The following is a 24257-nucleotide window of genomic DNA, read 5'->3' on the forward strand; positions in this document are numbered from 1 at the left end:
CGTTTTCCGACACGCGCCTGAACGGCTACATGCAGACGGGCCTGGCCCAGAACCTCAGCGTTCTGCAGGCTCTGGAACGCATCAACCAGGCCCAGGCATCCGTCGTCAGCGCCGGCGCCGGCGGTCTTCCTTCGCTCGATATCGATGCGCAGGGCGAACGCAGCGGCACCAAGGACATCGGCGGGCGGCTCGGTCCAACATCGACCGCACCGCAATCATCCGCCGTTGGTGGAGCCAGCGCGTCCTGGTTCCTGGATCTCTTCGGCCTTTACCGCCGCAGCAAGGAATCGGCTCTTGCCAGTCTCGACGCCGCCTATGCAAGCGTCGACGTTGCGCGCCTGAGCCTGCTTTCGCAGGTTGCCGCAGCCTATATCGATGTTCGCTACTATCAGGAGCGTATCGCGATCACCAAAAAGAACCTCGGTTCTCGCCGTGAAACGCTTGATCTCACCAAGCTTCAGCTGGAAGCCGGTGCTGCCTCCAGACTGGATGTTGTTCAGGCCGAAGGTCTTGTGAACTCGACACTGTCAGAGCTGCCAGGTCTCGAGACCCAGTATCGCACCGCGGCGCATCGCATCGCGACGCTTCTGGGCATGCCGGCGTCCACACTGCTTCCTGAACTGCAGCGCGGTGCCCGCCAGCCGGTCGCCCGCTACAGCACCAAGACCGGCATTCCCGCCGACCTGATCCGCAATCGACCTGACATCCGTGCGTCCGAACGGCAGCTTGCCGCAGCCGTTGCGCAGATCGGCGTTGCCGAAGCACAGCTCTATCCCGCGATTACGCTGGGTGGCGCCATTTCGCCATCCTACACCCGCGTTGCCGGAAGCGGCGAAAGTGGCATCCTGTCCTGGTCCTTCGGTCCGGCCTTGTCTCTTCCGATCTTCGACGGCGGCGCCCTGCGTGCCAACGTCAAGTCGTCCGAATCGTCAGCCCGCGAAGCCTATCTGTCCTGGAAGCAGACGGTTCTCGATGCCGTCGAGGAAGTCGAGAACGCGCTTGCCGCCGTTGCCCGCGATGGCCGCACCGTGGCAGCGCTCCGTGCGACCGTGAAATCCTACGAGGAAGCTCTGCAGCTCGCAACCGCCAGCTATCGTGATGGCGCCTCCTCGCTGCTCGACGTTCTCGACGCACAGCGCGAAGTCTCCACCGCCCAGGCAAGTCTGGCCCAGGCCGTACAGCAGATGGCGCAGGACTATGTCTCGCTCAACGTCGCACTCGGTGGCGGTTATGCCTTCGGATCACCGACGGCACAGGTGGCCTCCGCCAAGCTGGTTCTGAAAAACTAAACAGCGAAACAGGATGGACGGGCCGGTTCGCCGGCCCTTTTCTTCTCGCAGGATCGCCAGACAACAAAAAACCTCCGAAGCCTGCGGCTCGGAGGTTTTTTAATGCTCGAATGAAGCCTGATGCTTCGATCAGTTCTTGGCGCGCTCGACGTAGGAATTGTCTTCCGTGGCAATGACGACGCGGGTGCCGGTATCAACATGCGGCGGAACGGCCGTGCGGATGCCGTTCGACAGGATCGCCGGCTTGTAGGAGGACGATGCTGTCTGTCCCTTCGTGACCGGCTCTGTCTCGACGATCTCAAGCGTGACGTGACGCGGCAGCTGCAGCGCGAGCGCGATGCCTTCATGCATAGACAGGACGCAGGTCATGCCTTCCTGCAGATACGCCTTCTGGTCGCCCATCGTATCCACGTCCACGACGATCTGATCGTAGTTTTCCGGGTTCATGAAGTGGAAGCCTTCGCCGTCTTCATAGAGGAACTGGAAGTTGACGTCTTCGACGAAGGCACGCTCGACCTGTTCCGTGGTGCGCCAGCGTTCCGAAACCTTCACGCCGTCAACGATGCGACGCATGTTGACCTGGGTCACCGGAGTGCCCTTGCCGGGATGGAAGTTCTCGGCGGTGAGAACCACATAGAGCTTGCCGTCGACGTCGATGACGTTACCCTTGCGGACGGAAGATGCGATGACCTTGACCATTTGAATTCCTTGTTGGCGTGCCGGCTTGTAACTGCCGGGAATGCGTCGTAGAGGACCGGGCGATAACCGGCCTGAAGGACGGATGATCTGTTTTCCGGGCAACTACCGCAAAAACGCGCAAAGTGGAAGCCTTGCGGGCAAGAACCCGCGAAGAAAGCCGAAATGAGCCTGTTTCGATCCGAAGCCCGATCTGCGCCATGGTGGACACCGGAAAACCACGCTGACCGGCGGCCTTTCCTCATGGGCCGCAACGGGCTTCAGACAGCGCTGCGGGGTTTCTTCGGCAAGGCGGATTTCATCGAGGTCGACACTGCGACCTTGCAGGTATCGCCCGGCAACGAAACCCACCTTCATGCCTTCGCGACGCAAGCGCTGACGATCGACGGCCGCGCAGCGCCGCTTTACCTGCACACCTCGCCGGAATTTGCCGCAAAGAAGCTGCTTGCAGCCGGCGAGAAGCGCATCTTCACCTTCGCGCATGTCTATCGCAACCGGGAGCGCGGCCCCTTGCACCACCCGGAATTCACCATGCTGGAATGGTACCGGGTTGGCGAAAACTACGAGCAACTGATGGCCGATTGCGCCGACATGCTGAAACTCGCCGCCGAGACCACGGGGACGAAGCGGTTCGCGTTTCGCGGCATGGAAACCGACCCCTTTGCCGACCCCGAAATCGTGACGCTGGCGGAAGCCTTCCTTCGATACGCCGGGATCGATCTGCTTTCCTCCGTGCAAACCGATGGCGCGACCGATCGCGACGCTCTCGCGTCCGAACTCACCCGCACCGGCCTCCGGGTTTCAAAGGACGATACCTGGGCGGATCTGTTCAGCAAGGTCTTGGTCGAAAAGATCGAACCGCATCTCGGTCAGGGCCGGGCGACGATCCTCTGCGAGTATCCCATCTCGGAAGCAGCCCTCGCCCGACCCTCGGCCCGCGATCCCCGCGTTGCCGAACGCTTCGAGCTGTACGCATGCGGCGTAGAACTGGCGAATGCTTTCGGCGAACTGACCGATGCGGCCGAACAGCGCCGCCGGTTCGAGCACGACATGGCGGAGAAAGCCCGCATCTACGGCGAGACTTATCCGATCGATGAAGATTTCCTGTCAGCGCTTTCGATCATGCCGCAGGCAAGCGGCGCAGCACTGGGCTTTGATCGCTTGGCGATGCTCGCAACCGGCGCCACCCGCATCGACCAGGTCCTGTGGGCGCCCGTCGCCGAGGTTCTGCCGTGAGCGTCGCGCGTACCTTGAAAACGCCCGAGGAACTGGCCGATGCAGGGCTGATTGCGCAAGACCGTCTCGACGGCATCCGTGCCGTCGCCGGCAGTTACGCGATCGCGCTGACGCCGACGGTCCTCTCGCTGATCGACCCGACCGATGACGCCGATCCGATTGCGCGACAATTCGTGCCCGACGCAGCCGAGCTTGTCGGCACACCGGACGAACGGGCCGATCCGATCGGCGACGCGGCGCATAGTCCGGTCAAAGGCATCGTCCACCGCTACCCGGACCGCGTCCTTCTGAAGGCCGTGCACATCTGTCCTGTTTATTGCCGTTTCTGCTTTCGCCGTGAAATGGTTGGCCCGCAGGGCGATGGAACGCTTTCGCCGGACGAACTAACGGCCGCGCTCGACTACATCCGCACTCATGAGGAAATTTGGGAAGTCATTCTGACCGGCGGCGATCCGCTTGTCCTGTCTCCGCGCCGGCTTTCCGTGATCATGGTTGGATTGGCTGAAATCGAGCATGTCAAAATCGTGCGCTTTCATACGCGCGTGCCGGCGGTCGAGCCCGAGAGGGTGGATGCGCCGATGATTGCGGCGCTGAAGGAAAGCGGCAAGACAATCTATGTGGCGCTCCACGCCAACCATCCCCGCGAAATGACTGAGGACGCGCGGGCTGCCTGCGCAAGGCTGATTGACGCCGGCTTTGCGATGGTCAGCCAGACGGTCCTGCTCAAAGGCATCAACGACGATCCGAAAGTGCTCGGCGACCTGATGAAGGCTTTCGTCGAAACGCGCATCAAACCCTATTACCTGCACCATCCGGACCTGGCGCCAGGCACAGGCCATTTCCGGCTCGATATCGCCGAGGGCCAGCGAATCGTTTCGGCTCTGCGCGGCACCATTTCCGGACTTTGCCAGCCGACTTACGTGCTCGATATTCCAGGCGGCCACGGCAAGGCGGTCATCGGCGAAAGCGCTGCGCGCCCAGAAGGCGGCTGCTACTCCGTCCGCGATTTTCGCGGCAACGAACACACCTATCCACCGACGTGAATTGAGTCCGCGTTCTGTGATTCACGTGAAATGTTGACGGCTTACCGCCCGCAGGAAGCATTTTCCGACATCGCTTTCAAAAGCGTTGCCATCTGCGGCTTGTCGACCGTGCGAACCGGCTGGATGTTAAGGATCTCGTCTTCCGGCCACCAGTCACCGGCTGCCCAATAGGCCCAGCCCAGCCACGCATCCGGGTTGCTCTCGACGACCTTGACCATATCGACCAATGCCGACTGGCATTCCGGCTGGCGCGGAACGGCAAACTCACCCAGCAGGCCACGCCGGTTGTTCTGCTTCAACCAGGTGCCGACGTCGGAGAGCGCCTTGACCGCATCAGCGGCACGCGAGCATTCGTCATTCTTGCCGGAAAAATCCAGATCGAGATACTGATGCACCTCGAAAACGTAGTTGTTCTTGGGGTCGACGATCGCCGACATCGCCGCAGCGTTGGTGGTGCCGTAATCGCCGGCAGTCCAGCTATGCGCCCCGGTCCAGGCCGTGCCGGGAACGAGGATCAGACTGGATGACCCGGCCTGCCTTATAGCGGCAATCGCACTGTTGGCGGCAGACACCCAGTCTTCGGCTGCAATGCCATGCGGTTCGTTCATCAAGCCGAAAGCGATGTCTGCCTCCGTGCCAAACCGCACCGAAAGCCTGCGCCAGAAATCGGCGAAGGCGCTTTGCGGGACGTTGTCCGTGCCGATCAGATCGCCTTTATAGCGGGCATAATTATGCGGATCGAGAATGACGACCATGCCGGCTTTGCGTACAAGCTCGACAGTAGCCGCAAGCCGCTTGGCCTCAGCCCGATCGAACGACGCATAGAGCTTGGGCTGCAGCCTTTCCCATAGAAATGGCAGCCGAACGGCTGTGAAGCCCTTGCTTGCAAAATAGCGGATCGTTTCGGCTGAAGGGTAAGTGTAGCCTTTACCGTAGGCATCGCCAACCTTACCGAATTCGGCACCGGCGAGATTGATGCCCCGCATACAGGTCGTGGCAGCGGAAACCGGCTGCGTCGCGAGACTGGCCGCACCGATCAAGGCGATTCCCCTCAAGGCAATGCTTCTGAGGTTTCTACCCAACCAGGCCTTACCCTGAAACCGCCCCGCATATCTAGCCACCAGCATTCCTCCCGTATCTTACAAAATCCGACGAAATAAATATTCGAAAATATTGAATGACAAATGCGCGGCGGACCAAGCACCGCGACGGTGATCAACGCGTGAAAGGCGCAAAAGGACCGGAATTTTTGACGTCCTTGCCTAAGCTGCCGTTTGTAAGGGTGGAACGTTCCATTGCTTTGAGCCGGAACGGAAAAACGCCTCCGTATTTCTGTTCTTTCCTGCGCCTTCGGATATGGTCCGCCGGCGTGGTTATGTCTACAAGGATTTCCGCCAAGTGCAGACCAAGGGGTTATCGATGAAAAGCTATGTACTGACCGTCACCTGCCGTTCCACGCGCGGCATTGTTGCTGCGCTTTCCGGCTTTCTGGCGGAACAGGGCTGCAACATCATCGACAGCTCGCAGTTCGACGATCTGGATACCGGACGCTTCTTCATGCGGGTATCGTTCATCTCGGAAGAAGGCGTCGGACGCTCCGCACTTTCCGAAGGTCTCAAGCCCGTCGCGGATAAGTTCGAGATGGAATGGGACATCTTCGATACCGAAGAACGCATGAAGGTGCTTCTGATGGTGTCGCGATTCGGGCATTGCCTCAACGACCTTCTCTACCGCTGGAAGATCGGCGCGCTGCCGATCGATATCGTCGGCGTCGTCTCCAACCACTTCGAATACCAGAAGCAGGTGGTCAACAACGATATCCCCTTCCACCACATCAAGGTGACGAAGGAAAACAAGCCGCAGGCAGAGGCGCAGTTGCTTGATGTCGTCGAGGCAAGCGGTGCCGAACTGGTGGTTCTGGCCCGTTACATGCAGGTTCTGTCGGATCAGCTGTGTCAGAAAATGTCGGGCAAGATCATCAACATCCACCATTCCTTCCTGCCCAGCTTCAAGGGTGCCAACCCTTACAAGCAGGCCTACCAGCGCGGCGTGAAGCTGATCGGTGCGACCGCTCACTACGTCACCGCCGATCTCGACGAAGGCCCGATCATCGAGCAGGACACGGTGCGCATTACCCACGCGCAATCGCCTGACGATTATGTCTCGCTTGGCCGTGATGTGGAAAGCCAGGTTCTGGCCCGCGCGATCCATGCGCATATCCACCACCGCACCTTCATCAACGGCAATCGCACGGTGGTCTTCCCGCCGAGCCCCGGCTCCTACGCCTCCGAGCGTATGGGGTAATCCATCCGAGTCATCTAATGCTTTGATCCGACTGTCGGTTTACCGACGGTCGGCGCCGCGCTAAATAACAACGTGTCACAATAACTTTAGCCGGTCTCATCTTGTCGCAGACGAGGCCCGCACCTATTTCCTGGCTTGTCGAAGGACAGGCCATCGCGAATGAAATTTCACATTTCCGCCGCGATACTGTCATCAGACAGAAAAATATTTCCTTTAAAAGGATTTTCGTTGATCGCATTCTGCGAGTCACCTAAAGTCCACTTTCGATCGACGGACGTTATCCGTCGGCATTTTACGCAACGCCATGAGGGAGAGTGACATGATTAAACCTGCTTACGTCGCCGCCTACGGTCGGTTCGCGTATAAGATGCTAGGCACGGAGCGTAGCTCCCTTCCGTGCTGTCGAATGTAGACCTTTCAGTTCTTTCGTTCCTGAAAATCCATTCGCCAGTGCTGCGCTTTAGGCAGCAAACGCGGGAGCATGCCATGCAAAAGCAAGTTATAGAATTCGGCGGCGAGCCCGTCGGTATCGTTATCCCGGATGAAGACCGGTTGAAATTCATTGCCGTGAAGTTTCACGTCATCGATCTCGATGAGCAGCGTTTCAATTCGCCCGACGAAGTGAAACTGGCCATCCGTGACCTGGTGCGTGCACGCGCCCAGGCACCGACGGCGCTTGCCTGATCAAACCTGATCGTCGAGACAGAAAAGCCGCCCTTGAGGCGGCTTTTCTATGTAAGGCATCACGGATCAGAACGCCGTGAACGTCATCGTCGTCAGCGACCGCTCGATACCTGGAATGGAGGCGATCTTCTCGTTGACGAAGCGGCCGATTTCATCGTCGCCGCTGATATAGACTTTCAGAAGCAGGTCCCAGTCACCGCTGGTGGAATAGAGTTCGGAAGCCAGCTCGGTCTTGTAGATCGCATCGGCGACCTCGTAGGTCTTGCCGGGCTTGCAGCGAAGCTGGACGAATATCGGTTTCATCAGGGTCTTCCCGTCGGTCGGTCAAAACAATAACAAGTCTCACGGACTATTGGCCGATAGCGCCCATGATCGCAAGTGACCGGTCGCCATCCGCTTCGATCTCCCGCGAGATCCAGTCGCGAAAGACGGCAAGCGGCGGGTAGGTTGCGCGGTCGGGTGGATAGGCGAGAGAATATTGTCCCGTCCCCATCGATCCCCCGGCAACCGCCTCCACCAGCAGCCCCTGTTGCAGTTCGCGCTCGATCAGAAAGCGCGGCAGCAACGCCGTGCCAAGGCCCGCCACGGCCGCCTCGACCATGGTCGCAAACTGATCAAACAGCATGCCATGCAGTGCGTCGAACTCGGTTGCTGCGTTGCGGAACCACGTCTCCCAGGCATCCGGCCGGCTGTTGAGGTGAAGCAGCGGCGCATGCACCAGATCACCGGGTGCCCGAATGGCGTGCTTCCTTAGGAAATCCGGGCTGCAGGCCGGGATCACATCCTCGTCCATCAGGAATGTCAGGGCAGCACCCGGCCAGCGCGCCGAGCCGAAATGGATCGCCGCATCCAGCGTATCGAACCGGAAGTCGAACGGCTCCAGCCGGGTGGTCAGGTTGACGACGACGCCGGGGTGAAGATCGAGAAACCTGCCGATCCTTGGAGTTAGCCAGCGCGTTCCAAAAAACGGCAGGATGCCGAGATTGAGGGTTCCACCGGACGGATTGGCCCGAAGGTTCAGCGACGCATTGGAAATCCGCCGCAGCGCTTCACGCACCTCGCGCGCATAGGCATCGCCGGCAAGTGTCAGTCGAATCGTCTGCCGCTCGCGCAGGAACAGCGCCACGCCCAGCTGTTTCTCCAGCGCTGATATCTGGCGGCTGACGGCGCTCTGTGTCAGGCCGAGTTCGTTCGCGGCCGCAGTGACGCTGCCACTGCGAGCCGCCGCCTCGAAGGCGGCAAGAAGCGAAAACGATGGAAGAAACCGTCTTGGCGGGAGCATTGTCATTCCTCCCACGAATGACCTGTTGAGATTATGTCGATATTCATCGGGAAAAGGGTTCTGTAAAGTCTGCAAAACATAAAGTGCGGGAACTTTCGATGCTCGACGACCAGCGCTCCCACGGCCTCTGGGAAAGAACTGCTCCTGCGGCTCCTTCCACTCTTCCTCTGAGAGGATCAACGTCGTCGGACGTGGTGATCGTCGGTGGCGGCTATACCGGCCTGTCCGCGGCCTTGCATCTGGCGGAACGCGGCGTCGACGTCGTCCTTTTGGAAGCAGCCGAGATCGGCTTTGGCGGTGCCGGCCGCAATGTCGGGCTGATCAACGCCGGCATGTGGGTCATGCCCGACGATTTTCCGAAGGAACTCGGCGATCACTACGGCGAGCGTGCGCTCGACCTGCTCGGCAACGGCCCTTATCTCGTCCGCGAACTGATCGAGAAACATGCTATCGCCTGCGAGCTTGAAACCAACGGCACGCTCCACTGCGCTGTCGGCGACAAGGGCATGCGGGAACTGGAGGAACGCGCGCGCCAGTGGCAAAAGCGCGGCGCCCCGGTTACCCTGCTGGATGCGGCAGAGACCGAACGCCGGATCGGCACAAGCGCTTATTCAGGCGCGCTTCTCGACATGCGCGCCGGCACGCTTCAGCCGCTCGCCTATGCCCGCGGCCTTGCCCATGCGGCGATCAAGGCCGGCGCGAAAATCCACACCGGCAGCGCCGTCATCGAAACGTCCGAGGCAGATGGCAAGAAAATCGTCAAGACTGCTGAAGGCGAGGTTCACGCCGACTGGATCATCGTATCGACGGACGCCTACAGCACCGGCCCATGGGCGCAGATACGGCGCGAACAGGTGCACCTGCCCTATTTCAACCTGGCGACAAAGCCGCTGTCCGCCAACCTGCGCGGATCCGTGCTGCCGAACTGCGAAGGCTGCTGGGATACGAAGGAAGTCCTGTCCTCCTTCCGGATGGACAAGGCCGGCCGCCTCGTCTTCGGTTCCGTCGGCGCATTGCGCGGAACGGGCATCGACATCCACACGTCCTGGGCGCGGCGGTCGCTGAAGCGGCTTTTCCCGCAGCTTGGCGACGTCGAATTCGAAGCCGAATGGCACGGCAAGATCGGCATGACCGACAACGCACTGCCGCGCTTCCACAAATTCGGCCGCAACGTCATCGGTTTTTCCGGCTATAATGGCCGCGGCATCTCGCCGGGCACCAATTTCGGCAAGGTTCTTGCCCGCCATATCCTCGGAGAAATCACCGAGGAAGACCTGCCGCTGCCGCTGACCAGCGTCACCGAACCAGGCTTTCGCACCGTCAAGGAAGCCTATTACGAGGCCGGCGCCCAGATCGCTCATTTCACGGGCGAACGCTTCTGACCCTGAACGAATATCGGCGAACCTGTTGTCAAACCGGCCCCGATTTGTAGATTGACCCCAAATTTCGATATCCGGAGACCGACATGACGCTCGCCAAACTCGACCTCGTCGCTGAAGTGGACAAGATCTTTGCTGATCTCGGCGTCACAGCCGACCAGTACAAGGGCGGCACACTCACCGTCCGCTCGCCGATCACGGGCACCGAAATCGGCAAGCTGCCGGAGGTGAGCGCGGACGATGCGAGAGCAGCGATCGACGCCGCGCATCAGGCCTTCCTCGAATGGCGCCTTGTGCCAGCGCCCAAGCGCGGCGAACTGATCCGGCTGCTGGGCGAGGAACTGCGTGCCGCCAAATCTTCCCTCGGTCGCCTCGTGTCGATCGAAGTCGGCAAGGTGACATCAGAAGGTCTTGGCGAAGTCCAGGAAATGATCGACATCTGCGACTTCGCAGTCGGCCTGTCACGCCAGCTCTACGGTCTGACGATCGCAACCGAACGTTCCGAGCACCGGATGATGGAAACCTGGCATCCGCTCGGCCCCGTCGGCATCATCTCCGCCTTCAACTTCCCCGTCGCCGTCTGGTCGTGGAATGCAGCGCTTGCCCTCGTCTGCGGCAATTCCACCATCTGGAAGCCATCGGAAAAGACCCCACTGACCGCACTCGCCACCCAGGCGATCTTCGAAAAGGCGCTGTCTCGCTATATCGCCGATGGCGGAAAAGCCCCTCAGAACCTCTCGACCCTGCTGATCGGCGGCCGCGACATCGGCGAAATCCTCGTGGACCACGACAAGGTGCCGCTCGTCTCTGCGACCGGCTCCACCCGCATGGGCCGCGAAGTCGGTCCGCGGCTGGCGCAGCGCTTTGCCCGCTCCATTCTCGAACTCGGCGGCAACAACGCCGCGATCGTCACCCAGACGGCCGATCTCGATCTGACCCTGCGCGGTGTCGCCTTCTCTGCCATGGGCACAGCCGGACAGCGCTGCACGACGCTCCGCCGCCTCTTCGTCCATGACAGCGTCTATGATGCGCTCGTGCCGCGCCTTGCCAAGGCCTACCAGTCGGTCACCATCGGCTCTCCGCTGCAGGACGGCAATCTCGTCGGCCCGCTGATCGATCAGGCAGCTTTCGACAAGATGAAGGCGGCACTTGAGGCAGCCAAGGCCGCCGGCGGCACGGTCGTTGGCGGTGAACGCGTGCTGGATGGCGAAGCGGCTGATGCCTATTACGTGCGCCCGGCCATCGTCGAAATGCCTGATCAGACCGGCCCGGTCAGAGACGAAACCTTCGCACCGATCCTCTACGTCATCCGATATCAGGATTTCGACGAAGCGATTGCGCTACACAACGATGTGCCGCAGGGCCTGTCCTCGTCGATCTTCACCAACGACATAAGGGAAGCCGAAGCCTTCGTTTCCGCACGCGGTTCCGATTGCGGCATTGCCAACGTGAATATCGGCCCGTCGGGCGCTGAAATCGGCGGCGCTTTCGGTGGCGAGAAGGAAACCGGCGGCGGCCGCGAATCGGGCTCCGACGCATGGCGTGCCTATATGCGCCGCGCCACCAACACCGTGAACTATGGTCGCACCCTGCCGCTCGCGCAGGGCGTCAAGTTCGATATCGACTGATACTCGCATGGTGGCGCCATTGAACCTTCTCACCGATATCGAAGGCGTGGCCGTTGGCCACGCGACCGATCTGCAGCTTGGCTCGGGCGTCACCGCGATCATCTTCGATGAGCCGGCGATCGCCTCCGGCTCGGTTCTCGGCGGCGCACCGGGTGGGCGCGAGACCGCCCTTCTCGACCCGTCCATGACGGTGCAGACAGTCGATGCCTTCGTTCTCTCGGGCGGCTCGGCCTTCGGGCTGGATGCAGCCGGCGGGGTGCAGGCGGGCCTGCGCCAGATCGGCCGCGGCTTTCCCGTCGGCTCTGCCAGGGTGCCGATCGTGCCGCAGGCGATCCTGATGGATCTTCTGAACGGCGGCGACAAGGACTGGGGCCTCCATTCGCCCTATCGCGACATGGGCTACGACGCCTTCTGCGCCGCGCAGAAGGGCACATTCGCGCTCGGCACCGTCGGGGCCGGAACCGGCGCCACGACCGCGACCGTCAAGGGCGGCATCGGTTCGGCAAGCGCGAAGACCTCGTCGGGGCACACGATTGCCGTCCTCATGGCCGTCAATGCCATGGGCGCCGCAACGGTCGGTGATACCAAGCACTTCTGGTCGGCGCCGTTCGAGCAGGATGACGAGTTCGGTGGCCTTGGCCTTCCCGCGACATTCACAGCCGACCACATGGCCCTGCGGATGAAGGGCGTGGCGTTGAAGGCAACGACGATCGGCGTGGTCGTCACCGATGCAGTTCTGACCAAGGCGCAGGCGCACAGGCTGTCGATCATGGCGCATGACGGACTGGCACGCGCCGTCTTGCCAGCACATCTGCCGGGAGATGGCGACACGATCTTTTCGGCAGCCACCGGAAAAATCCCGATGGAAGACATGGGGGCCTTCGCCGAACTCTGCCATCTCGCAACCCTGGTCACGGCAAGAGCCGTTGCTAGGGGTGTATTCGAGGCGACCGCGCTGCCAAACGCCAGCGCCCAACCCGCCTGGAGCGACCGGTTCGGCGGCTAGAAGCCTCCGAGTGCCGCTTCCAGCCGAGACCAGTCCTTATCCTCAGGCAGCCCCACCCGTAGATCGTCCGGACGCTCGCTAAAGCGCCGGGTGATGATTCCATGTTCGCCGAGATGCTGGAACAGAGCCTGAGCACGCCTGTCCCGTATGAAACGGAACAGGGACGTGCCACCGAAGACCGGAATACCGGCAGCGGATAGAAGGTCGTCCAGCCTCGCAGCATCTGCTCTGAGCCTGACGCGCATCGCGGCCTGCCACTCGGCATCCGCCAGCGCTTCGCAAGCCACGTGCAAAGCCGGACCGGAGACCGCCCAGGGCCCGAGCCTCTCCTCGATCCTTGCCACGAGATCGGCTTCGCCGATCGCAAAGCCGAGCCGCAGGCCGGCCATGCCGTAGAACTTGCCGAAGGAGCGCAACACGATCAGCCCGCCCTCGCCGACAGCGCCGACAACGCTCTGCGCTTCCGACACATCCATGAAGGCCTCATCGACGACGAGCAGCCCGCCCTTCGCGCGCATGATTTCGGCCAGCGCCAGAATGTCATCCGTCGACACGATCCGCCCGGTCGGATTGTTCGGGTTGACGATGACGGCGAGACTGGCTGTCGCGAGTTGGTCGAGATCATCCGTCTCCAGAACCTCAAAGCCTGCCATCGTCGCGGCACGAGCGTGTTCCGCATAGGTGGGCGACAGAACGGCTGCCTTTCCGTCCCCTCCGACGAGACCGGCGATGATCGGCAGCAGGATCTGCGTTCCCGGCCCGGCCACGATATGAGCGGGTGACGGTGCCCGATATGCCTCAGCCGCTGCGGCCCTCAGCCTCTCGAGCGATGAAGGCTCCGGCAGACGCGCAAAAACATTGCCGGGGATCGGCGTATGCGGATAGGAATGCGGGTTGATGCCGGTCGACAGATCGATCCACGGCTCGGGCGCGTGAGGAAACAGCGCACGCGCCATGGCAAGGTTGCCGCCATGCTGTATCGGACTGCCCAACTCAGAGATCGCCAACGTCATGTTCCTTCTCGCATTCTTCGCCCTGATCACCGAACGCATCGTCGGCTATCCGGACTGGCTGTTCAAACGCGTCGGCCATCCCGTCACCTGGATCGGCCGGCTGATATCGGCACTCGACAGTCGATGGAACCGCGAGGGCGATGATTTCGCCAGCCGCAAACGCATGGGCAACCTCGCCCTGTTCGTCCTGATCGGCTGTACCGTCGCCGCCGCGCTGGCGATTGCCGCCGTTCTGATGCTTCTGCCCTTCGGACCGATCCTTCTCGTTCTTGCCGCAGCCAGCTTGCCGGCCCAGAAAAGCCTCGAGACCCATGTGGAAGCCGTGGCAACCGCCTTGCGCTACAACGGGCTCGACGCCGGACGCAAGGCCGTCTCGATGATTGTCGGCCGCGATCCGGAAAAGCTCGATGATGCCGCGGTCTGCCGCGCGGCGATCGAAAGCCTTGCCGAGAATTTTTCGGACGGCGTCGTCGCCCCTGCCTTCTGGCTCGGCATCGGCGGCCTCGCCGGCGGCGCCGCCTACAAGGCTGCCAATACCGCCGACAGCATGATCGGCCATCGGTCGCCGCGTCATGAAGCGTTCGGCTGGGCCGCGGCCCGGTTCGATGACCTGATCAATCTGCCGGCGTCGCGCCTGACGGCGGCGCTGTTGGTTTTGGCCGCTGTCTTCGTCAAGGACGCCTCGCCCCGCGATGCCATACGTGCAATCCGCCGTGACGCCAAGCATCATCGTTCGCCGAACGCCGGCTGGCCGGAAGCGGCGATGGCGGGTGCGCTTGGCATCGCGCTCGCGGGTCCCCGCAGTTACGGCGGCCAGATGATCGAAGCCCGCTACATGGGAGAGGGCAACCGGACCAACCTGAATTTCGACGATATCACCCGCGCACTTAAGCTTGCCCGCGTGGCGGATGCGCTGTTGATCGGCCTGTTCGGCGTCCTGGCGCTGCTCATCTGGCAATTTTGAGCAATCCATCGATATCGAGATGCTGCTCCATATGCGCGGCAAGGCGATCGAGAATGGCATCGACATTCGCTTCGTAATTGAGGCCCGACACCGTGCCGCCGAGGCGCGACAGCCAGGCCGAACGCTGGCGATCGTCGCAAAACAGTCCGTGCACATAGGTGCCAACCACCCTGCCATCTCTAGACGATGCACCCTCCGGATTGCCGGCAACAGTCGAGAACGGCCGCGAACAGTCGCCGCCAGTAGTACGACCCGTATGCATTTCGTAGCCGGCAAACGAAATGCCGTCGGAGCTGACGCCTGTCACCGCCTCCAGCCGCTTCGACGCCGACAGCACGGTTTCGACATCGAGAAGACCCAGCCCTTCCGCCGAACCGGGAGGGCCCTCCGATCCCTCCGGATCCGATATCCGTCTGCCGAGCATCTGGTACCCGCCGCACAGCCCGAGAACGCGCCCGCCGCGCCTGTAGTGAGCTGCGATATCGGTATCGAAGCCGGCCTCCCTAAGCGCAGCCAGATCCGCGATGGTCGCCTTCGAGCCGACCAGCAGCACGAGATCGCATTCTCCAGGGATAGCCTCGCCGCGCCTGACACGGATGAGCTCGACATCCGGCTCCGCTTCCAGCGGATCGAGATCGTCGAAATTGGAAATATGCGGCAGGATCGGCACCGCGATACGCAACTTCGCGCCGGGCTTGCGCGCAAACGACTGGGTAAGGCCGAGCGCATCTTCTGCCGGCAGAAGCGCAGCATCGGCGAAATGCGGCAAGAGGCCGATCGACTGCCAGCCGGTAAACGCACCGATCATCCGCATGCCCTCGGCAAACAAGGCCGGATCGCCGCGAAAGCGGTTGACGATAAAGCCGTGGATCATTGCCGCGTCATCGGCATTGATGACGAGTTTCGTGCCGGCAAGGCTCGCGATCACGCCGCCCCGGTCGATATCGCCGATGAGAACCACCGGGACATCGGCAGCGCGGGCAAAACCCATATTGGCAATGTCGTTCTGGCGAAGGTTGATCTCCGAAGCGCTACCTGCCCCTTCGACGAGGACGAGGTCTGCCTTGGCTTTCAGGATCTCGAAGCTCTCAAGCACCCGCGAAAGCAGCCTCGGCTTCAGAAGCTGGTATTCGGCAGCCTTGGCATTGCCCTCCACCCTGCCCTGCACCACCACCTGTGCCCCGACTTCGCTCTGGGGCTTCAACAGAACCGGGTTCATATGGACACTGAGCGGCACGCCGGCAGCCCTTGCCTGCAGTGCCTGCGCCCGGCCGATTTCGCCGCCATCGGCGGTGACCGCGGCATTGTTGGACATGTTTTGCGGCTTGAAGGGCAGGACACTCAAGCCCCGCAGCGTGAAGACGCGGGCAAGCCCGGCAACGACCAGCGACTTGCCCACATCCGAGCCTGTCCCCTGAAACATGAGAGCGCGAGCCACCACCCGTCAGAACTCGATGCCGGCCTGGGCTTTGACACCGGCCTTGAAGTGATGCTTGACGAGCGTCATCTCGGTCACCAGATCCGCCGCCTCGATCAGAGCCGGCTTCGCGTTACGGCCGGTGACGACGACGTGCAGATCCGCCCGGCGCGCCTGTAACTGAGCGACGACCTTGTCGAGATCGAGGTAATCGTAACGCAGGGCGATATTGAGTTCGTCGAGAATGACGAGGCCGATCGTCTCGTCCGCCATCAGTTCGAGTGCCATGCCCCAGGCCTTCTCGGCAGCGGCGATGTCACGCTTGAGATCCTGGGTTTCCCAGGTAAAGCCCTCGCCCATCGTGTGCCAGGCGATGCGGTCGCCGAACACCGCAAGCGCCGGCTGTTCGCCGGTCGACCAAGCGCCCTTGATGAACTGCACGATCCCGACGCGGCGGTTGTGCCCGAGCGTGCGCAGCGCCAGCCCGAAGGCCGCCGTCGACTTGCCCTTGCCGGAGCCCGTATGAACCATGAGAAGCCCCTTCTCGACGGTCTTCTCCGCGACTTCGGCATCCTGAACCGCCTTGCGGTTCTCCATCTTGGCGCGGTGACGCTGCTCGGTGGTCTGATCGATTTCCTTCAACGGACTGCAAGCTCCTTGGACGTGGTCGAGATTTCCTCACCGGCACGAAAACGCTCGCGAATGACGCCGGAAAGCGCCCCGAGAACGGCCCAGAACACCAGGTTCGTCGCGTAGACGGCATTGACGAACCGCGCATGCAGGTCGAGCGGCACCGCGGTGTCATGGGTCGGCGGCAGCGGTGCACCGATGATATGCGGAGCAACCAGCAGGACGACCGCCAGAGCCGCAAGAAGGGCGGAACGGGTGTAAGCAAGCAGGCCGAGTGCCAGGGCAGTGCAGACGGCCGTCGCAATCCACCAGATCTGGCGCGGTCCGAGTTCGGCGACGGGCATACCCGGAAGTTCCGGCGGCAGACCGAGGCCGGGTGCGAGGCTGACGGTGAGGAAGCCGGCAATGCCGAACATCAACCCGCCACGCCATCCGCCAAACCCGCCGAGTGCTTCGGCAATGGCGATGGCAACCAGCGCAAAACCGATGGCCGACAGTGCATTGGCGGCAGCCGTGTAGGCAAAGCGCTCGATCCCGTTGGCAGGAGACCATGCCTCTTCGGAGTGATCATGCTCGGCGGCGGCTGTTGCTGCGGTGCCTGCGGCAGGATCCGGAGCCGCAGTATGGCTATGTCCAGCACCGTTGCTGTCGACATGTTCATACGTCTCTGCCGCGATGATAAGCGGCACGACCGAAAAGCTTTGCATCACAGTCATCAGGAGCCCGGACAAAAGCCCTGCGATCACCGCCGTGAGGACGATGTTACGAAACAGCGACATTGGGAAAATTCCTCTTAGTGGCAGGGAAAGGCCAGCGAGTGGCGCGTATCGTGGGCCGCATTGTGCACGGCCTCGATATGCGAGAAGCCGACAAAGCCGACGATGAACAGGCCGAGTATGGCCGTCATGCCGAGAGGAATGATTTTCGATGCGGAAACGCTGGCTGCACGGGCAGCAGAGTTCGTAACCATGGACGTCGTCTTTCTGCCCTCCACCCGAGGACTTTCACTGTGCCTATCGTCTCCGGCAGGTCTCCTGGCTCGCGGATCGAACGCCTCTGACCCGCCTTCCCGGATGTCTCCAGTGGCATATCGGGCAGAGACTTTCCGCTTACAGTTGCGGGGGCAGCCGCGGGTTTGACGCCAAGATGTCGTCGCACCGCATTCCCTTCGATGAGCCCTCTCGGGCACCAAAGACGTGATCACTATAGACGGTTTCCCCAGACGGGCAATCGGCTTTGCAACATTGACACTGCCCTGCGACAAGGCTTAGGTGACTGCGATACGGTCCCTTGCCGGCAACGGTAGGGGCTAAGAGAGAATGCGGTGCGAACCCGGGATCGTCTTTAAGATTCCATGGTTCAATGCCGCGGCTGCCCCCGCAACTGTAAGCGGCGAGCCATCCTGCCACTATGGCCACTGGAGAAATCCGGGAAGGCAGGCGGATGGTGACGACCCGCGAGCCAGGAGACCTGCCGTTCGAAAACGTGCCTTTCCGGGCGGGGTGCTCCGGAAAAGCTTCTTTCACTCTGCAGGATAGGCTTGCCTTCCTGTCGTGCACCCCGATGTTATTGACTTGGGCGGTAGTGCGACACGATGGTGATTGACGAACGAAAAGACGAGCGCGACGCGGCCGCAGACGGCCTTGCCGGCGAGCCGGATGTGACGATTTTCGTCTGCACCAATTGTCGCGAGGCATCCGATAGCCAGGCGCGCCCGGGCATCCCCCTGATGGACGCCCTCCGCAAAGCTGCCGCCGGCAAACCGCTCTCCATCAAACCCGTCACCTGCCTTGCCAACTGCGAAAAAGGCCCAAGTGCTGCCTTCAACCATCGCTCCGGCTGGTCCTATGTCTTTGGTCATCTGTCGCTCGACACAGTCGAGGACATCGTGATCGGCGCGATGATGCTGGCTGACGACGAGCGCGGTCTACTTCCCCTTCGCGGCCGCCCCATGTGCCTTCGCGGCAAGGGCATGACAGCCCGCATTCCACCATTCCAGCACCACGAGGACCTGCCTTCATGAGCGTTTCATTCGACCGCGTTCCCTGCACCGTGATCACCGGGTTTCTCGGTGCCGGCAAGACGACGCTGATCCGTCACCTGATCGAAAACCTCAAGGGCAAGCGCATCGCGATCATCGTCAACGAGTTCGGCGATGTCGGCATCGATGGCGACGTGTTGAAGAGCTGCGGCATCGAAAGCTGCCCAGATGATAACATTATCGAACTTGCCAACGGCTGCATCTGCTGCACCGTCGCCGACGATTTCGTTCCGGCGATCGACCAGATCCTGGCCCGCGAACCGCGCGTCGATCATATCCTGATCGAAACCTCCGGCCTTGCCCTGCCGAAGCCGCTCGTCCAGGCCTTCCAGTGGCCGGATGTGAAGGCCCGCGTCACCGTGGATGCCGTCATTGCGGTGGTGGACGGTCTAGCGCTTGCGCAAGGTCGCGTTGCCGACGATCACGAAGCGCTGGAAGCGCAGCGCAGCCAGGACAGCTCGATCGACCACGACGATCCGGTCGAGGAAGTGTTCGAGGACCAGATCGCCTGCGCCGACATGATCGTGCTGACCAAGACGGACCTTCTCGACCAGGCATCGCTTGCCGCCGCCAAGGGCCGCGTCCAGGCGCATCTGCCGCGCGCGGTCAAGATCGTGCCCGCCGCAAACGGCGCCGTCGATCCGAGCGTGCTGATCGGTCTCGGCCTTGCCGTCGAGGACGATATCGAGAACCGCAAGACCCATCACGATGACGAGCTTGATCACGATCACGACGATTTCGACAGTTTCGTCATCGATATTCCAGCCGTTGCCGATGCGGACGAGCTCGCCGCCCGCATTTCCGCCACGGCGGAAGCGGAAAACGTGCTGCGCATCAAGGGTTTTGTCGACGTCGCGAACAAGCCGATGCGCCTTCAGGTGCAGGCGGTCGGTTCGCGCGTGAACCACTATTTCGACCGCGCCTGGGGTGCCGGCGAGACCCGCCAGAGCCGGCTCGTCGTGATCGGCGAAAAGGGCATGGACCGGGCAGCGATCGAAAAGATGCTGGCGGCATAAGAGGGCTGTAGAAGGAAAAGGATGCATATTCTCGCCACCACCTCGTCGTCGCTCGACGACCTGATCGAGCCGGTCGACCTCAACCAGTCGCCGGCGGATGTGGTGGTGCTGTCTTTTTCCGGCAGCGACCTGAACGGCATTGCAGCGGGTTGGAGCGACGGCAAGGCGAGCCTTTGCCTCACCAATATCTCCGACCTTCGCCATCCGATGTCCGTCGACCTGTGGCTGGAAAAGACCGCTGCCCATGCGCGCTTTATCCTCGTGCGCATTCTTGGCGGCTATGATCGCTGGGCCTATGGCGCCGATCAACTTTCGCGGCTGGCGAAGCGCAAGAAGATCCCGCTAGCGATGCTGCCGGGCGAATGCAGCATCAGCGACGACCGTCTGGCCGCTGCCTCGACAGTGCCCGATGCGACGCTGATGGACGTTCTCGCCTTCTTCCGCGAAGGCGGGCCGGACAATATGCAGCTTCTGGCGCGCCGCCTGGATGCGCTGGCAAGCGGCGACACGCAAAGCTCGCCGACCGCGACGCCGATGCCGAAGCGGGGCTTCTACAAGCCCGGCCACGGCATCGCGACCGCCGATGAGCTTACTGCTGGTTTCCCGCCCGATGCGCAGCGGCTGCCGATTCTGTTCTATCGCTCCACCTTGCTTGCCAATGATGCGGCCCCGATCGACGCGATGTACGAGGCGCTGACCGCCCGCCGGTTCGCACCGATGCCGATGTTCGTCGGCGGCCTGAAGGATGCGGAAACCATCGGCTTTGTCGAACAGGCGATCGCAGAGCTCGATCCGGCCGCCATTCTCACCACGACCGCCTTTGCAAGTGCGACCGACGACAACGGCGACACGATTTTCGACCGCTCAAGGGTTCCTGTCTTCCAGCTGGTCACCGCAACGACACGGCGTGACGGATGGGTGGATGGCCGCCGCGGCCTCAACCCCTCCGATCTCGCCATGCATGTCGTGCTGCCGGAACTGGACGGCCGCATTCTCGCCGGCGCGATCTCGTTCAAGGCGGGCGACAAGACGGCCGATCTCGTCAACCAACCCGAACCGGACCGTATCGAACACGTCGCAGACCGGATCGCCGCCTTCCTGGCCATGAAGACTGTTTCCCGGGCCGAGCGGAAACTGGTCATCCTGATGCCGGATTATCCGAGTGCGCCGGGCCGCACCGGTTATGCCGTCGGCCTCGATGTGCCGCAAAGCGTTCTCACGATCCTCAGCACGCTATCGACAGCCGGCTATTCAATTTCCGATATCCCGCAAACCCCGCGCGCGCTTCTGGATCTCCTTGCCGCCAGGACAGCGCAATATCCGCTTGCCACCTACAGCCCTTCAGCCGGCATCGATTCCGCCTGGGGCGAACCCGCAACGGACGTTGATCTGGAAGACGGCGCCTATCGTTTCCGCGCCGCGCAGTTCGGGAACGTCACGGTGGCGCTTGCCCCGGACCGGGGCCGCGATGCCGACCGGCGCGCCGACTATCACAGCCCCGACCTGCCGCCGCGCCACGCCCTCAATGCGTTCGGTCAATGGATGCGCGATGCCGTAGGTGCCCATGCGATCGTTCATGTCGGCGCCCATGGCACGCTGGAATGGCTGCCGGGAAAGACCGTGGCGCTGTCGAAAGACTGCTTCCCGGAACTCGTGACCGGCGGCCTCCCGGTCATCTATCCGTTCATCGTATCCAATCCCGGCGAGGCCGCAGTTGCCAAACGGCGCATCTCCGCAGTCACCATCGGTCACCTGCCACCGGTTCTGACAGGCGCAGGCCTCTCGGTTGAGCAGACGAAACTCGAGCTGCTGGTCGACGAATACGCGCAGGCGGACGGGCTGGACAGGCGCCGCCGCGACAGGCTGGCGAAACTGATCGTCGAGACCGCGGGCGACTGCGGACTGGCATCCGAGGCCGGGATAACCGGTGATGACGACCCCGACACGGCGCTCAGCCGCATCGATGCGTTTCTCTGCGACCTCAAGGACTTCGCCATCAAGGACGGCCAGCACGTGTTCGGCGAAATCGCAGCCGGCGATGACGACCCGCTGCGGATCGCCAGTGCCGGAACCGAAATGCAGGCGCTGCTCGATGCTCTCGATGGCCGGCATATCCGCCCCGGTCCGTCGGGCGCACCATCACGGGGCCGCCGCGACGTGATGCCGACCGGCCGCAATCTCTACGCCAGCGATCCGCGCACCCTGCCGACGCCGACCGCGTTCGAACTCGGCAAGCGCGCCGCCGACGAGATTTTGCGCCGATACCTGCAGGACCATGGCGACTGGCCGAAAAGCCTCGTCTTCGATCTTTGGGGCAGCGCTTCGCTGCGAAGCGGCGGCGAGGAAGTGGCGCAGGTTCTGGCGCTGATGGGTGCCAGACCCGTCCAGGACGCCGCAACCGGCCGCGTCACCGGTATCGAGGTTCTGACGCCGGCAACGCTTGGACGCCCGCGCATCGATGTAAGCCTTAGAATTTCAGGCCTGTTCCGCGACATGTTTCCGGCACTGATCGCGCTTCTTGATGCCGCCATGCGGGCGATTGCCGCGCGCGAGGAAGCCCCGGGCGACAATCCGCTGGCCGAAGACGCGCAGACGCTCGGCCACGTGCCCCCGCGCATCTTCGGCTCGGCCCCCGGCACCTACGGTTCCGGCATCGAGGAAAAGCTTGCCGACGGCAGCTGGGGCGAACGCGAGGAACTCGGCCGTCTCTATCTCGATGCCACCAGCCACGCGTTCGGCGGTGCCGATGGCGATGGCATTCACGTTCCCGGCGGGTTTGCCGAAAGAATCGGCAGCGCCGATCTTCTCGTCCATACCGGCGACGATCCCGGCCGCGATCTTCTCGACGGGTCCGCCGACGTTGCCTTCATCGGCGGCTTTTCCGCAGCTGTGGCGGCCCTTGGCGGCAAGGCGGATGTGATCGCGCTCGATACGACCGATCCGCAGAAACCGAGAGCCCGTTCCATTTCCGAGGCCCTGACCCGCGTCGTGCGCGCCCGTGCCGTCAACCCACGCTTCATCGCCGGCCAGATGCGCCACGGCCCGCGCGGTGCAGCCGAACTGGTCGAAACCGTCGACCGGCTGATCGGCTTTGCCGAGACCACCCACGCCGTTCCGCAATCGCTGATCGACGCGACCTATGACGCCTATCTGGGTGACGAGACAGTCCGCGACTTCCTGCTGTCCCAGAACCCCGAAGGCGCTCGCTACATGGGCCTGCGGTTCCGCGCCGCGCTCGATCGCGGTCTCTGGCATCCGCGCCGCAACGCGGTGGATGCCGAGTTGGAAATGCTGGCAGACGACTGCGAAAGGCTCGTCGCATGACGGCATTTGCACGAAACCAGGCCGAACCGGACATGAGACGCGGCGCCTGCCCTGCCCTGTCGGCGCCGATGATGACGGGCGACGGCCTGCTTGCGCGCGTGCCGCTGACCGCTGCAATTGCGCCGGAGCAACTGGCCGATCTCTGCAGTCTGGCAATGCGCCACGGCAACGGCATGATCGACATTTCCGCCCGCGGCAACCTGCAGATCCGGGGCCTCAGCGAAGCCTCTGCGCCGCATCTCGAGGCAGAGGTGCGAGCGCTGAACCTGCCGCTGCGCGATGGCCTTGCCGTCGAAGTGCCGCCGCTTGCCGGTGACGAAGCCCCGGAGATTGTAGATCCGCGCCCGCTGGCAGACGCGATCAGAGACCGTGCCCGTGACATCAAAGGCCTTGCGCCAAAGACGTCTGTCATCGTCGATGGTGCGGGTCGCCTGACGCTGTCTGGGTTGATCGCCGATATAAGGCTGGTCGCGGTGGACGCAGATGGCGAAATCCGCTGGAAGATCCTGCTTGGCGGCACCGAAGGTTCCGGGCGCGTTTTCAATGTTTTGACTGAAACACAGGCCGTCGAAGCGACAATCGCACTGCTCGAAAAGCTCGCCTCGCTTGGAAGCGATGCCCGCGGTCGCGACCTCGCTTCAGACTTGCCGGTCAACGATTTCACTGCCGCAACCGTATCGCCCTTCACGCTGCATGGCCTTTCGGACGGCACGTTCGCGACCGGCATCGGCCCGGCTTTCGGCCAAACCCATGCCGGAAACCTGATTGCCCTCTGCAACGAGGCCACCCGCCTGGACCTCCGCACCGTCAAACCGGCACTCGATCACTCGCTCCTGTTTTTCGGCAGCGAGACCGCGTGCCGCACATTGACGGCATTTGCCGCAGACACCGGTTTCGTGACGTCGGCTGCCGATCCGCGCGGTCATATCGCTGCCTGCACCGGACGCCCGGCCTGCCGTTCCGGCACCATTGCCACCCACGAGATCGCCACGCGCGCTGCCACAGAATGCGCCGATCTGCTGGACGGCTCGTTCAAGCTGCATGTGAGCGGCTGCCCTAAGGGCTGCGCCCATCCGCAAGCAACGGCACTGACGCTGTGCGGTATGCCGGATCACGTTTCGCTGCTTGCCTCGGCGAAAGCGAGCGGCCAACCCTTTGCTTCCATCGCGTTTGCCGATACCAACGCCACGCTTCGCCGCCTTGCCGCTCTCGTTCGATCGGAACGGCGCTCGGGGGAAAATTCCGCTGCCTGCCTTGCCCGGATCGGTCCGGACCGGCTTTGCCAGGCGGCCATACCAGGATGAC

22 protein-coding genes and 2 riboswitches are annotated in these 24257 nt (G+C 62.4%); of the genes, 13 read left to right on the plus strand and 9 right to left on the minus strand.

The window, feature by feature from the left end:
• A partial coding sequence (locus tag BLW69_RS21745) for an efflux transporter outer membrane subunit (protein WP_139283920.1) occupies nucleotides 1–1289 on the plus strand: 1289 nt, incomplete at its 5' end.
• Between the two features lie 129 nt (nucleotides 1290–1418).
• On the opposite strand, the gene efp is transcribed toward BLW69_RS21745, so the two are convergent.
• Entirely contained in the window at nucleotides 1419–1988 is a 570-nt protein-coding gene (gene efp, locus BLW69_RS21750; RefSeq protein ID WP_062463637.1) for an elongation factor P, read from the minus strand.
• Nucleotides 1989–2150: 162 nt separating this feature from the next.
• Here efp and epmA point away from each other — a divergent pair, with 162 nt between their 5' ends.
• Nucleotides 2151–3221: an EF-P lysine aminoacylase EpmA gene (gene epmA / locus BLW69_RS21755; protein WP_092665301.1), complete on the plus strand. Its 1071-nt coding sequence runs from the start codon at nucleotides 2151–2153 to the stop codon at nucleotides 3219–3221.
• A complete protein-coding gene (locus BLW69_RS21760; protein ID WP_092665304.1) occupies nucleotides 3218–4264 on the plus strand; it encodes a lysine-2,3-aminomutase-like protein in 1047 nt (348 codons plus the stop codon). Before epmA ends, BLW69_RS21760 begins: the two co-directional genes overlap by 4 nt.
• Before the next feature lie 41 nt (nucleotides 4265–4305).
• Here BLW69_RS21760 and BLW69_RS21765 read toward each other — a convergent pair whose 3' ends face one another.
• Nucleotides 4306–5319, minus strand: coding sequence for a glycoside hydrolase family 5 protein (locus BLW69_RS21765; RefSeq protein ID WP_244508930.1), 1014 nt, complete (start codon nucleotides 5317–5319; stop codon nucleotides 4306–4308).
• Between the two features lie 364 nt (nucleotides 5320–5683).
• On the opposite strand from BLW69_RS21765, the gene purU reads away from it, so the two are divergent.
• Together purU and BLW69_RS21775 are read left to right on the plus strand one after the other, a co-directional pair.
• Complete coding sequence (purU, locus tag BLW69_RS21770) at nucleotides 5684–6568, plus strand: formyltetrahydrofolate deformylase (protein ID WP_092665310.1); 885 nt, start codon at nucleotides 5684–5686, stop codon at nucleotides 6566–6568.
• A gap of 486 nt (nucleotides 6569–7054) precedes the next feature.
• A complete protein-coding gene (locus tag BLW69_RS21775; RefSeq protein ID WP_062576904.1) occupies nucleotides 7055–7252 on the plus strand; it encodes a hypothetical protein in 198 nt (65 codons plus the stop codon).
• A gap of 66 nt (nucleotides 7253–7318) precedes the next feature.
• On the opposite strand, the gene BLW69_RS21780 is transcribed toward BLW69_RS21775, so the two are convergent.
• Together BLW69_RS21780 and BLW69_RS21785 are read right to left on the minus strand one after the other, a co-directional pair.
• The gene (locus BLW69_RS21780) at nucleotides 7319–7555 is read right to left on the minus strand and encodes an Lrp/AsnC ligand binding domain-containing protein (protein ID WP_062463623.1); all 237 of its coding nucleotides are present in this window, start codon (nucleotides 7553–7555) and stop codon (nucleotides 7319–7321) included.
• A 46-nt stretch (nucleotides 7556–7601) separates the two neighbouring features.
• Nucleotides 7602–8540 (minus strand): LysR family transcriptional regulator, encoded by a 939-nt coding sequence (locus tag BLW69_RS21785; protein WP_092665313.1) that lies wholly within the window; start codon nucleotides 8538–8540, stop codon nucleotides 7602–7604.
• A gap of 92 nt (nucleotides 8541–8632) precedes the next feature.
• Here BLW69_RS21785 and BLW69_RS21790 point away from each other — a divergent pair, with 92 nt between their 5' ends.
• From BLW69_RS21790 to BLW69_RS21800, 3 genes are all read left to right on the plus strand, one after another.
• Nucleotides 8633–9916 (plus strand): NAD(P)/FAD-dependent oxidoreductase, encoded by a 1284-nt coding sequence (locus BLW69_RS21790; RefSeq protein WP_092665397.1) that lies wholly within the window; start codon nucleotides 8633–8635, stop codon nucleotides 9914–9916.
• Between the two features lie 83 nt (nucleotides 9917–9999).
• Nucleotides 10000–11541, plus strand: a complete 1542-nt coding sequence (locus BLW69_RS21795) for an L-piperidine-6-carboxylate dehydrogenase (protein ID WP_092665315.1) — start codon at nucleotides 10000–10002, stop codon at nucleotides 11539–11541.
• A gap of 7 nt (nucleotides 11542–11548) precedes the next feature.
• Nucleotides 11549–12547, plus strand: coding sequence for a P1 family peptidase (locus BLW69_RS21800; RefSeq protein WP_092665318.1), 999 nt, complete (start codon nucleotides 11549–11551; stop codon nucleotides 12545–12547).
• Here BLW69_RS21800 and cobD read toward each other — a convergent pair.
• On the minus strand, nucleotides 12544–13560 hold the full coding sequence (cobD, locus tag BLW69_RS21805; protein WP_092665320.1) for a threonine-phosphate decarboxylase CobD: 1017 nt from the start codon (nucleotides 13558–13560) through the stop codon (nucleotides 12544–12546). The genes BLW69_RS21800 and cobD overlap by 4 nt on opposite strands.
• Here cobD and cbiB point away from each other — a divergent pair.
• Entirely contained in the window at nucleotides 13559–14524 is a 966-nt protein-coding gene (gene cbiB / locus BLW69_RS21810) for an adenosylcobinamide-phosphate synthase CbiB (RefSeq protein ID WP_092665323.1), read from the plus strand. The genes cobD and cbiB overlap by 2 nt on opposite strands.
• Here the strand turns inward: cbiB and BLW69_RS21815 are convergent.
• From BLW69_RS21815 to BLW69_RS21830, 4 genes are read right to left on the minus strand one after another with little or no spacing between them, the layout of a single operon-like run.
• Nucleotides 14508–15965, minus strand: a complete 1458-nt coding sequence (locus BLW69_RS21815; protein WP_092665326.1) for a cobyric acid synthase — start codon at nucleotides 15963–15965, stop codon at nucleotides 14508–14510. The two genes, cbiB and BLW69_RS21815, sit on opposite strands and share 17 nt — an antisense overlap.
• A 3-nt stretch (nucleotides 15966–15968) precedes the next feature.
• Nucleotides 15969–16583, minus strand: a complete 615-nt coding sequence (gene cobO, locus BLW69_RS21820) for a cob(I)yrinic acid a,c-diamide adenosyltransferase (protein ID WP_062463600.1) — start codon at nucleotides 16581–16583, stop codon at nucleotides 15969–15971.
• Nucleotides 16580–17350, minus strand: a complete 771-nt coding sequence (locus BLW69_RS21825; protein WP_092665328.1) for a CbtA family protein — start codon at nucleotides 17348–17350, stop codon at nucleotides 16580–16582. Before BLW69_RS21825 ends, cobO begins: the two co-directional genes overlap by 4 nt.
• Nucleotides 17351–17364: 14 nt before the next feature.
• Entirely contained in the window at nucleotides 17365–17541 is a 177-nt protein-coding gene (locus tag BLW69_RS21830) for a CbtB domain-containing protein (protein ID WP_062463594.1), read from the minus strand.
• Nucleotides 17542–17577: 36 nt separating this feature from the next.
• Nucleotides 17578–17779: riboswitch (cobalamin riboswitch) on the minus strand.
• Between the two features lie 58 nt (nucleotides 17780–17837).
• Nucleotides 17838–18064, plus strand: a riboswitch (cobalamin riboswitch).
• Between the two features lie 104 nt (nucleotides 18065–18168).
• On the opposite strand from BLW69_RS21830, the gene BLW69_RS21835 reads away from it, so the two are divergent.
• The 4 genes from BLW69_RS21835 to cobG are packed head-to-tail and all read left to right on the plus strand — an operon-like array spanning nucleotide 18169 to nucleotide 24256.
• Nucleotides 18169–18594, plus strand: coding sequence for a DUF1636 family protein (locus BLW69_RS21835; RefSeq protein WP_244508933.1), 426 nt, complete (start codon nucleotides 18169–18171; stop codon nucleotides 18592–18594).
• On the plus strand, nucleotides 18591–19628 hold the full coding sequence (gene cobW / locus BLW69_RS21840) for a cobalamin biosynthesis protein CobW (RefSeq protein WP_092665333.1): 1038 nt from the start codon (nucleotides 18591–18593) through the stop codon (nucleotides 19626–19628). The genes BLW69_RS21835 and cobW overlap by 4 nt, the downstream gene beginning before the upstream one ends.
• A gap of 21 nt (nucleotides 19629–19649) precedes the next feature.
• Nucleotides 19650–22952 (plus strand): cobaltochelatase subunit CobN, encoded by a 3303-nt coding sequence (gene cobN / locus BLW69_RS21845; protein WP_092665336.1) that lies wholly within the window; start codon nucleotides 19650–19652, stop codon nucleotides 22950–22952.
• On the plus strand, nucleotides 22949–24256 hold the full coding sequence (gene cobG / locus BLW69_RS21850; RefSeq protein ID WP_092665338.1) for a precorrin-3B synthase: 1308 nt from the start codon (nucleotides 22949–22951) through the stop codon (nucleotides 24254–24256). The genes cobN and cobG overlap by 4 nt, the downstream gene beginning before the upstream one ends.
• Nucleotide 24257 lies beyond the last annotated feature (1 nt).

Origin of the sequence: Rhizobium sp. NFR12 (assembly GCF_900108545.1) — a bacterium.
Lineage (GTDB): Bacteria > Pseudomonadota > Alphaproteobacteria > Rhizobiales > Rhizobiaceae > Neorhizobium > Neorhizobium soli.